The following is a 9779-nucleotide window of genomic DNA, read 5'->3' as shown; positions in this document are numbered from 1 at the left end:
TGTGGAATTAACTGATGAAAAAATTGATAAAAGATGATAATTAATTATAAAAATAACTCATTTTATGGCAATCCGTAAGGAATAAGTTTGCTGATTGAAATATTTTTGAACAAAATTAAAACACGTCAACCTTTAAAAGGATTATTCCCCGACAAAAAATTATGTCCGCAGACGATTCGGATGAGTGTGATTTGCAATTGGCTGAATGATAAAAAATTGCCGTTGGAAAAGGTGCAGGAGCTGGCTGGTCATAAGTGGCCGGGTACGACTGAAAAATATTTTAAAGCCGATAGTGAACAGCAAAGGGAACTCATCAATCGGTTTTTTCCTGTGTTATAATTTACTTTTCGATTAGTTTTCTTAAGCCTCTCAGAGATCTGAGGGCTTTTTCTATAAGAAGTATTTTACTTTTTTAATTATAAATATTGATGATTGATAATAAATTTTCAAGTTTTCAGATTTACTAATTTGTTAAATTTATTATGGGGGAATAAAACTAATTCTTAAATTTACAAGGATTTATTGAGAAAAGAAATATATTTTTTCTCTGTTAATGATCAATATTTGATGTTTTTTAACATAAATATTGCATCTAAGCATTAAATATAAACATGAAGAAATTAAAATTTATAGACTTATTTGCGGGTCTTGGTGGCTTTCATTTGGCTTTAAAAGACTTAGGACACGAATGCGTTTTTGCAAGTGAGTTAAATGAAGAATTAAGGAAATTATATAAAATAAATCATAATATTGATAGTGATGGAGATATAACCAAAGTTGAAGTAAGTAAAATACCAAAACATGATATTTTGTGTGCAGGTTTTCCTTGTCAACCATTTTCAAAAGCAGGCGCACAGTTAGGCTTGAATGACCCAAGAAATGGAAATTTATTTTATAAAATAATGGAAATCTTGGAACTTCATAAACCTGAATATGTGTTTTTAGAAAATGTTTCAAATCTTAGAGGACACGATGACGGAAATACTTGGAAAGTTATTCACTCAGAGTTATCCAAACTTTATGATGTAAAAGAGGAAATTTTATCGCCTCACCATTTTGGAATAGCTCAACACCGTTCGAGAATTTATATTGTGGGCAGACTTAAGACAAAAGAAGGTTTAACCGATTTTCAATTTCCAGAAAAAGAACAACACGACAATATCAGCATTCACAACATAATCATAAAAGACGATACAGATTTTATGACTTTGCGTGAAGACACAAAAAATCATTTGGACATTTGGCAGGAATTTTTAGACCACCTAAAACCAGAAGAAGTTCCACGTTTTCCAATTTGGGCAATGGAATTTGGTGCAGATTATCCTTTTGAAAGTAAAGCGCCAATTAAATTACACAGAACTGACTTAGAAGGAAAAAGAGGAACATTCGGGCAAGAAATAAAAGGTAATTGTTTTGATGATTTGCTTCAATGTTTGCCTATTTATGCTCAGAATGGAATAAAAGAAAATCAAACAGAATTTCCTGGTTGGAAAAAATATTATATCAAAGCAAACAGAGCGTTTTACCTAAAACATAAGAGTTGGTTGAAAGATTGGATTCCAAAGATCAAAGATTTTGAAAACAGTCATCAAAAATTTGAATGGAATTGTGGCGAAGTGCCTTTAACGATCAATGATAAAATTGTACAATTCAGACCGTCAGGTATACGAGTGAAAATGCCAACATATTCGCCAGCATTGGTTTTGACAACAACACAAATTCCAATTTTTCCTTGGGTGGAAACTCCAAATGGCGAAAAGGGTAGATATATGACAAAAGCAGAAGCTGCAAAACTTCAATGTATGGAAGAATTAAAAGAATTGCCACCGACAATATCAAAAGCATTTAAAGCACTTGGAAATGCGGTTAATGTTGGAGTTGTAAAAAAAATAGCTGAAAACCTAATCAAATAAAAAGATGAGTGTAAATACAGTATCAATAAAAATTCAAACAGGCGTTTACGGACAATTTAGAAACCTTAATAACAAGGTTTGGTTTGCGTTAGGTGAATATGTTGATAATGCCGTTCAGAGTTTTGAAAACAATAAAGAAGCACTCAGAAAATTACATAATGGAAAATATCAGTTTGAGGTTAGGATAAATATAGATTGGGAGAACGATTTTATTAAAATTTATGACAATGCTACAGGTATTGATATAAGTAATTTTCAACGAGCATTTGAACCAGCAAATATTCCAATTGACAACACGGGATTACACGAGTTCGGGATGGGAATGAAAACCGCTTCAATTTGGTTAGCAAATGTTTGGAGTGTAAAAACAGCAGCCTTAAATGAAACAGAAGAACGCTATGTTGAATTTAATTTGGAAAAAGTTTTAAAAGAAGAAAAAGAGGTTTTGGAAGTAAAGAATACTGACAAGGCTAAGTCAGTTCATTTTACTGAAATCACTTTATCTCAATTATCAAAAAATGCCCCAACTGCTTACCAAATGGATAAAATCAAAAAACATTTGGCAAGTATTTACCGAAAATTTATTCGTAAAGGAGATTTGAAATTATATATTAACGATATAGAGTTAATATACGAAGATCCTGAGATTTTAAACGCACCATATTATACCAACCCAAAAGGAACATCCATTTATTGGAAAAAAGAAATTAATTTTTCATCAGATAAATACAAGGTTACAGGATTTATTGGAATTCTAAATACAATGAGTACGAGTGAAATAAATGGACTTTCGCTTTTCAGAAGAGGCAGGGTAATTGAAGGAAGCCACGATGAAAAATACAGACCAAAAGCTATTTGCGGACAAATTGGCTCTCCAAGATACAAAAGGATTTTTGGCGAACTAGAGCTAGAAGGCTTTGCGGTAAGTTTCAATAAAGGCAGTTTTCAAGAGCAAGAAGATTTAGAATTTCTAATGGAAGCTATACAGGTTGAAATTTCTGCAAAAGATTTTGATTTGTATACACAAGCAGAAAAATATGTTAAGCCCAAAACGCAAAATGACAATGTGAAAGTTGCAAAGAATATTGTCAGTAATATGAAGAAAACAACAAAAGTTGAAAATCTAAAGGAAAAGGTTGAAACTTCATTAAAAGAAATTGACAATAAAAGCCTTGCAACAAAAAATGAACAACTTTACAAAAAAGCAAAAACAATTGATGCTCACGAGGATTTTATTGAAATAAAAGGCGAAAAATACAAACTAAAATTGGAATTCATCACAGAACCTTCAATTACAAATTTATATTCTTTGCAAGAAGAAAAAGACGAATTGTTCGATAAAAAAGCAACTTTCAAAATAAACCTTGCTCATCCATTTTTTACACGGTATGAAAAAATAAAATCTGAAGAGGATTATCAGCCTATAGTTTCAATTATCCGTGCATTAGTTTTAGCTGAACTCGTTGCACCATCGCAAGGGACAAAAGGTGCAGGAAACTTGCGTTTGAATTTTAATAATTTTATAAGAAATATCTAAGCCATGAGTGAAACGATAAAAATAATAGATCCGATAACAACTAACTTCCCAATCGCTCAAGGAGAAAGAACTGCTGATTTACTTAGCCGTTTCACTAAGTTAGACAATGACGAGAGAGAAAATTTATTGAACGAAACGACTTCAATTCTTTCTCAATGTAATAATCCAGTTGAAACCGTTGGAAGTACAACAGGTATTACAATAGGCTATGTTCAAAGCGGGAAAACGATGTCTTTTACCACTTTAACTGCTTTAGCTATTGATAATGGATTTAGAATTATAATTTATTTTGCAGGAATTAAAAACAATCTATTAGAACAAACAACTAAACGACTAAAGAAAGATTTACTTACCGAAAGTGATAATTCAAGATTTTTTAAAGTTTATCAAAGTCCTTCCATTAAAACGAATGCACATAATGATATTAAAGGTGCTTTAAAATTAAACCGTAAACCTGCAATCCTTATAACTGTATTAAAACATACTAAGCATATAAGTGAATTAACAGAAATCTTTAAAACTGTTGAAGTTCGAGAAACTTTAGGCAATAATGGAGTTTTAATTATTGACGATGAAGCAGACCAAGCAAGTTTGAACACTTACGCAAGAAAAAACAGCAAGTCAGAAGATTGGGAAGATGATGAATTTAGCTCTACTTATTCAAGTATTCTAGATTTACGAGCTTCGCTCCCTAATCATTCTTACATTCAATATACGGCAACACCGCAAGCACCACTGCTTATAAACATCATGGATTTGCTTTCGCCAAAGTTTCACGTTATACTTACTCCAGGCAAAGCATATACAGGAGGAAAAACATTTTTTGAAGATAATACAGACCTTATAAAAACCATTCCTGATTTAGAGGTTTATCATCATAAACACAATCCTTTATCTGAATGTCCACAAAGTTTGATTGAAGCCTTACAATTATTTTTAATGGCAACTGCAATAGTTGTAAATATCCAAGAGAAAGAGAATTTTCTTTCCATGATGATTCATGCTGATAGAGAGCAAGATGCAAGTAAAAAATTCTATAATTGGGTTTCTAACATTATAGATAATTGGTCTAACAGATTGGCACTTCCTGATAACGACCCAAGTAAAATAGAATTAGTAACGGAATTTTACAACAATTACGAAGATGCAATAAAGAGAATTGACAATCCACCAACTTTTGATGAAGTAATGAGTGAAGTTTCCCAAGTTTTACTGGATACAAATTTAGAATTGGTAATTCAGGGTTCACGAGAAATAGATTGGAGCAATGCTACATCTCATATATTGGTTGGTGCAGAAATGCTAAACAGAGGTTACACAGTTGAAGGATTAGCCGTTTCTTATATGCCACGTTACAGTATAACTAGATCAAATGCAGATACTATTCAACAGCGTTGTAGATTTTTCGGGTATAAGCGTAACTATCTTGATTCTTGTCGTGTCTATCTTCCACTTGATTCTATTTTGGAATATCGGGATTATGTAGAACACGAAGAAATTATGCGAACAATACTTAAAGAAAATACTCTTGAAACCGTAGAACAGTTACTAATCCTTAACGGCTCTATGAATCCAACAAGAAGTAATGTTCTTTCTGTAGATGTCGTATCGCATAAATTAAATGGTTGGAGACAAATGAATGCCTTACAGCATATTGATGAGAATATTGCTTTCGTTTCAAATTTTCTTTCAAATCAAATATTTAAAGAATTTAAGAACTATGGAACTGATGACAGAAATCATCGCTACGTAAAACTTGAAATCGGAAAAGTCATTGAATTTTTGAAAGACTTTAAAATAATGAATATGCCTGATGCTTTGCGAAAATCCTCAACAATTCAGTATTTACGATATTTAGCAGAGAAAAAGGACATAAAAGAGGCATATATTTTTGAGATGAGTTATGCCTATGATATTTCCAAAAGCAAAGGAACATCGCTAATAGAAAGTAAAGGAAGTTTAAAGTTAAACAATATTTTTTCAGGACGTTCTACTTCAGGTAAAGAAGTTTATCCTGGAGATAAAGGGATCAAATTTGAGGATTCCCTATGTATTCAAATTCATAAAATTAAAGTAAAACACACTTCAATGCATTGGGACAAAAAAGTCCTTTACACTTTAGGTATTTATTATCCCGAAGATTTTGCTCATTCATTTGTAAGTGTAGAAAAATAAAATGCAGAACGTTTTTAAAAAATTTCAAGAACTTAAAAATGAATCGCCAAAAAATGGTGATGTCTTTTCTATTGCTTCATTGCCGACAATTAAAAATCATAAACTTGGAATATCAAAAATCGGTCAACCAATGTTTTTTATTAAATGTGATGACACCACAAAAGCAAAATTATTAGATACAAATCTTGAATTTATTTCTGTTCTATACAATCGTAAATGCCAATTAATAAATAAAAAAGGTAAGGTTGAAGAAGATATTTACACAATTATTTCTCTTAAGTCTGATTCCGATTATTTGCAGGAATATTTTCTGAAAATTGTTTTTGTACTTATAAAAAAGATTTCAGAAAAACCACTTTTAAAAGACTTAAAAATTGAAATAGATAAGTTGATAAATCTTTTCACTAAATTTTCAAAACCTGCCTTAAATACAATTCAAGGACTTTGGGCTGAATTATTGATTATTGAGCAATCAAAATCTCCCGATTATTTAATTCAATCATGGCACAATGCTATATCAGACAAATATGATTTCAATGACGGTATTGATAAGATTGAGGTAAAAAGCACAGCAAAAAACAGAAGAATACACAACTTTTCTTTGGAGCAACTAACACCAAACACAAATTCTAAGCTAATCATTGCATCAATTTTCACCGTTGAAACAGGAACAGGAACAACAATTTTTGATTTGGTTGAAAATATTGAAAATAAAATCAAAGACAAGAATTTAGCTTTTCGGGTTAATGAAATGGTTGCGGTAACACTTGGTAAAGATTTTGAAAAATCATTTGATATTTTCTTTGATTACAAACTTGCAGTAGACACAATCCATTATTATGATAGTCTCAATATTCCTGCGATCAACAGGGCTTATATTCCGTCAAATATTACGAATGTCAGATTTGATTGTGATTTAACTGATATAAAAACTATAAATAAAACAATAACAGATTCAAAACTTCATAACTCATTGGTTTAAAGTATGAGAAAACTAATAGCAAAAGATTTAAAGATAAAATTCATTGAAACACTCAATGAGTTAGACGAGTTCAGTTATGAAGAAGGAAATCCTTTTTTAATTAAAATAGGAACAGTAAAATATTTTGTATTTCTAAAAAATTTATCTTCTGCATATTTCAAAAATCCTGATATTACTAGAGTTCAGTTGCCATATAGCGACCATTTTTCAAAAATATTCAAAGCAGATATACCTTTTGTAATTCTCGGTTATGATGTTGATAACGATATTGTGGTTTCTTGGAATCCTAAAAACGTAAAAGAGCGATTAAATGCCAAAGGTAATGTTTCGCTATATTCTCGCTTCTCTTTACAAGCACAAGTAAGAAGTGATGAATTTCAATTTGGTTATTTGACTAATGGAGAAAAATTTATTCTTTTTAAAAGAGAAAATCTGATAGCCTTTTTCAATGTTGCATTGAACTTATTTAAAGAAAATACTGAAAATAACTCTATTCCTGTAAACTTAATAGCAAAAGAACCACTTTCAGACAAAGAACGTTTTATATTATGGTTACAAGAAAAATATTCAGAAAGTTCAGTAAAAGTGTACACTTATGGTGTTGAGAAAATTTCAAAAGACTTAAAAGAAATTTCAGAACTCAAAAAGAACTCTCTTTTTGATATTCAAAACCCTACAACATTAAAAGAACTATATACAATATGGAACTCTGTAAAAGAGTTTAAAGAGAAAGATCTAATTGCTAAATATCAAAACTCAAATTCATTCAAACGATATATAGACTTTCGGATTTATGAACAAACTCGTCATCCAAAAACAATAAACGCAAATCAAAAGCAATCGGAAATTGATGTGCAAACCCCAGACACTATTTATGAAATTAAAGACAAAGATCTTTTACAAACGATTAAGCCATTATTGAAGAAAAATCAAGTTTTACAAGCTGTTGAAATAACATCTAAATACTATGATAAAAAACGTAAAAATATGACTTTTAAGGATTGGTACAAGATTGTTAGTGAAATTTACAGAAAGATTAATGGATAAAAATGTTTTTTAGAAATTTCATAATATCAAATGATACTATCATCAATGCGGTTTCCTTACGCCCTTAAAAAAAACTTTGTGGATTCTATTTCAGATTAAAGAAATTAACGTTTCTTATTTATATAAACCTGCCACCGATTAAGAAAAAAACAAAAGAAAAAACGTTCGATTTTTTTACAAATTGTGGGTATTACAAGTTATTTATATTTCTTTAAAATTTCGGGATTTTGTTTAGTTCCAAAAACATCTATTATTCTCACTTCATTATTTTTTCTTTCGTAAATAATCTTATAACTCCATTTAGGAATAAATCTAAATCTGTCATTATCAATTATTAAATCTTTGGAATAATCGAATCTTGAATCCTCTAATGAATTTCCTAATTCTAACAGTGTATCAATTACGTTTTCTGCATTTTGTGGACTGTTCTCAAAAATGTAGTCGTAAATATCAGCTAAAGATTCTTTCGCATTATCCGACCAAACAACTTTCTGCATCATTCTATCCTAATCTTGCCTTTCGGTTCAATACATACTCCTTTACTTCGTCTGAAGTATAAGTTTTTGCCCCGTCATCAATTTTTTTGCTGATCGTTTCGATATGCGAAATGTATTCTTTTTTATTTAAAGGCTGTCCTTTTATTGAATATGCAACAGTTTCGTCCTCTTTTTCCAAGAGAGCTTTTATTTTATCAATTACGGAATCTTTTGCATTATTCAGAATATATTGAGCTAATTGCTCCCTTGTGAAATTCATTGCTTCCATCACAAAACATTTTATATACAAATATAACAAAAATCGTACTGAATATTAAAAAGGATCAAAATCTTATGAAGGTTTCCCAGATTATCCTACAAAGATTTCCATAGTAGTATAGTAGATGATGTACAATGATATACGAATTTTAAACACTAGGAAATTTTGAAAACTTTTTCTCTTTCTAAATTATGATAATTGACGAAATAAACTTACTTTCGCTACTAGAATTAAGGCAAAAACTTTGATCAACACATACTCACATAATGAAGGTTTAAAAAAGGCGTATAAGTACAAGTATGTATAACGGAAAGGAGCTTCAGGAGACCGGAATGTATGATTATGGGGCGATGATGTATATAGCTGATATTGCAAGATGTGGGGGGATTGATGCATATAGTGAAAAACACACAGATAATAATGGTTACAACTACGCAATTAATAATCCTATCTTTTTTAAAGATCCTGATGGAAACAAAATCATGATTTATTATGGTGATGATAATAAAAATTCTATAGAATATACATATCAAAAAGACAGAGATTATACTTTCGGTATATAATCTAAAACTTCGGAAACTTTCATGGTTTCTTGTAAAGGTAAGAAAGTTAAAGGTTTCGAACACTTGTGGTGTCTCACTCGTGCCTGTAGATAAAACAAACCCTTGCAAAAGTGAGCTGCTTTTTTATTTTCGTCCAAATTGTTATCTTTGGGGATTCTTAAAAAACACATGATTTATTCTCTTAAAGGAATCGTTCAGGAACTTACTCCCACATTTGCGGTAATAGACGTAAATGGAGTAGGGTATTATCTTGGAATCAGTTTGCAGACTCATTCAACACTTTCTTTAGGAAAAGAAACTTTTGTGTATACTCAGCAAATTATCAGGGAAGATGCACATCTGCTTTTCGGATTTAGCACTTTTTTAGAAAAAGAAATGTTTAATCTGTTAATAGGTGTTAATGGAGTTGGCCCTGTTTCAGCACTTATAATGCTTTCTTCTCTTAGTAATCAGGAGATCAGTTCTGCGATACTTTCAGGAAATTCGGGACTACTTCAAAAAGTGAAGGGAATAGGTGCCAAAACAGCAGAGAGAATTATTATTGATCTTCGGGATAAAGTACAAAAGTTCAACATTTCTGAGGAAACAAATTCTTCTTTTATAAATAATAAAATTAAAGAAGAAGCGTTATCTGCTTTAGAAGTTTTAGGAATATCCAAGAAGTTGAGTGAGAAAATTGCAGATAAACTTTTAAAACAAAATCCTGACCTTTCCGTCGAGGATTTAGTGAAACAAATTTTAAAAAATATTTAACATTTTGACTAAAAAGATTATTCTTCGGTATAAATTTTTATTTTTTGTATTTA

10 protein-coding genes are annotated in these 9779 nt (G+C 30.6%); 8 read left to right on the top strand and 2 right to left on the bottom strand.

What is annotated here, in order from left to right; all coding sequences use genetic code 11:
- The first annotated feature begins 105 nt into the window (after positions 1-105).
- The 6 genes from AC2A1C_RS13830 (at position 106) to AC2A1C_RS13805 (ending at position 7654) form a co-directional block, all read left to right on the top strand.
- Positions 106-339, top strand: a complete 234-nt coding sequence (locus tag AC2A1C_RS13830) for a hypothetical protein (protein ID WP_484026412.1) — start codon at positions 106-108, stop codon at positions 337-339.
- Positions 340-611: 272 nt separating this feature from the next.
- On the top strand, positions 612-1913 hold the full coding sequence (locus AC2A1C_RS13825; RefSeq protein WP_484026411.1) for a DNA cytosine methyltransferase: 1302 nt from the start codon (positions 612-614) through the stop codon (positions 1911-1913).
- 4 nt (positions 1914-1917) lie between these two features.
- Positions 1918-3450: an ATP-binding protein gene (locus tag AC2A1C_RS13820; RefSeq protein WP_484026409.1), complete on the top strand. Its 1533-nt coding sequence runs from the start codon at positions 1918-1920 to the stop codon at positions 3448-3450.
- A gap of 126 nt (positions 3451-3576) precedes the next feature.
- Entirely contained in the window at positions 3577-5625 is a 2049-nt protein-coding gene (locus AC2A1C_RS13815) for a Z1 domain-containing protein (RefSeq protein ID WP_484026408.1), read from the top strand.
- Position 5626: 1 nt separating this feature from the next.
- Positions 5627-6607 carry a PD-(D/E)XK motif protein gene (locus AC2A1C_RS13810; protein WP_484026407.1) on the top strand — a complete coding sequence of 327 codons (981 nt, stop codon included), beginning with the start codon at positions 5627-5629 and terminating at the stop codon, positions 6605-6607.
- Positions 6608-6610: 3 nt separating this feature from the next.
- Entirely contained in the window at positions 6611-7654 is a 1044-nt protein-coding gene (locus AC2A1C_RS13805; RefSeq protein WP_484026406.1) for a hypothetical protein, read from the top strand.
- 197 nt (positions 7655-7851) lie between these two features.
- Here the strand turns inward: AC2A1C_RS13805 and AC2A1C_RS13800 are convergent, their stop codons facing one another.
- Both AC2A1C_RS13800 and AC2A1C_RS13795 read right to left on the bottom strand, forming a co-directional pair.
- On the bottom strand, positions 7852-8154 hold the full coding sequence (locus AC2A1C_RS13800; protein ID WP_484026404.1) for a type II toxin-antitoxin system RelE/ParE family toxin: 303 nt from the start codon (positions 8152-8154) through the stop codon (positions 7852-7854).
- A gap of 1 nt (position 8155) precedes the next feature.
- Positions 8156-8419: a hypothetical protein gene (locus tag AC2A1C_RS13795; RefSeq protein WP_484026403.1), complete on the bottom strand. Its 264-nt coding sequence runs from the start codon at positions 8417-8419 to the stop codon at positions 8156-8158.
- Positions 8420-8709: 290 nt separating this feature from the next.
- On the opposite strand from AC2A1C_RS13795, the gene AC2A1C_RS13790 reads away from it, so the two are divergent.
- Both AC2A1C_RS13790 and ruvA read left to right on the top strand, forming a co-directional pair.
- Positions 8710-8973: an RHS repeat-associated core domain-containing protein gene (locus AC2A1C_RS13790; protein ID WP_484026402.1), complete on the top strand. Its 264-nt coding sequence runs from the start codon at positions 8710-8712 to the stop codon at positions 8971-8973.
- 168 nt (positions 8974-9141) lie between these two features.
- On the top strand, positions 9142-9726 hold the full coding sequence (ruvA, locus tag AC2A1C_RS13785; protein WP_484026401.1) for a Holliday junction branch migration protein RuvA: 585 nt from the start codon (positions 9142-9144) through the stop codon (positions 9724-9726).
- The last annotated feature ends 53 nt before the right edge of the window (positions 9727-9779 follow it).

The sequence above is a fragment of the Chryseobacterium sp. HNCC26DJ241 genome (assembly GCF_057180505.1).
The sequence above is the reverse complement of the archived record's forward strand: the minus strand, read 5'-3'. Positions and strand labels throughout refer to the sequence as shown.

Coding starts and splice junctions, on each gene's coding strand:
- AC2A1C_RS13825 (WP_484026411.1), top strand. CDS start 612: ATGAAGAAATTAAAATTTATAGACTTATTTGCGGGTCTTGGTGGCTTT.
- AC2A1C_RS13820 (WP_484026409.1), top strand. CDS start 1,918: ATGAGTGTAAATACAGTATCAATAAAAATTCAAACAGGCGTTTACGGA.
- AC2A1C_RS13810 (WP_484026407.1), top strand. CDS start 5,627: ATGCAGAACGTTTTTAAAAAATTTCAAGAACTTAAAAATGAATCGCCA.
- AC2A1C_RS13805 (WP_484026406.1), top strand. CDS start 6,611: ATGAGAAAACTAATAGCAAAAGATTTAAAGATAAAATTCATTGAAACA.
- AC2A1C_RS13800 (WP_484026404.1), bottom strand. CDS start 8,154: ATGATGCAGAAAGTTGTTTGGTCGGATAATGCGAAAGAATCTTTAGCT.
- AC2A1C_RS13795 (WP_484026403.1), bottom strand. CDS start 8,419: ATGGAAGCAATGAATTTCACAAGGGAGCAATTAGCTCAATATATTCTG.
- AC2A1C_RS13790 (WP_484026402.1), top strand. CDS start 8,710: ATGTATAACGGAAAGGAGCTTCAGGAGACCGGAATGTATGATTATGGG.
- ruvA (WP_484026401.1), top strand. CDS start 9,142: ATGATTTATTCTCTTAAAGGAATCGTTCAGGAACTTACTCCCACATTT.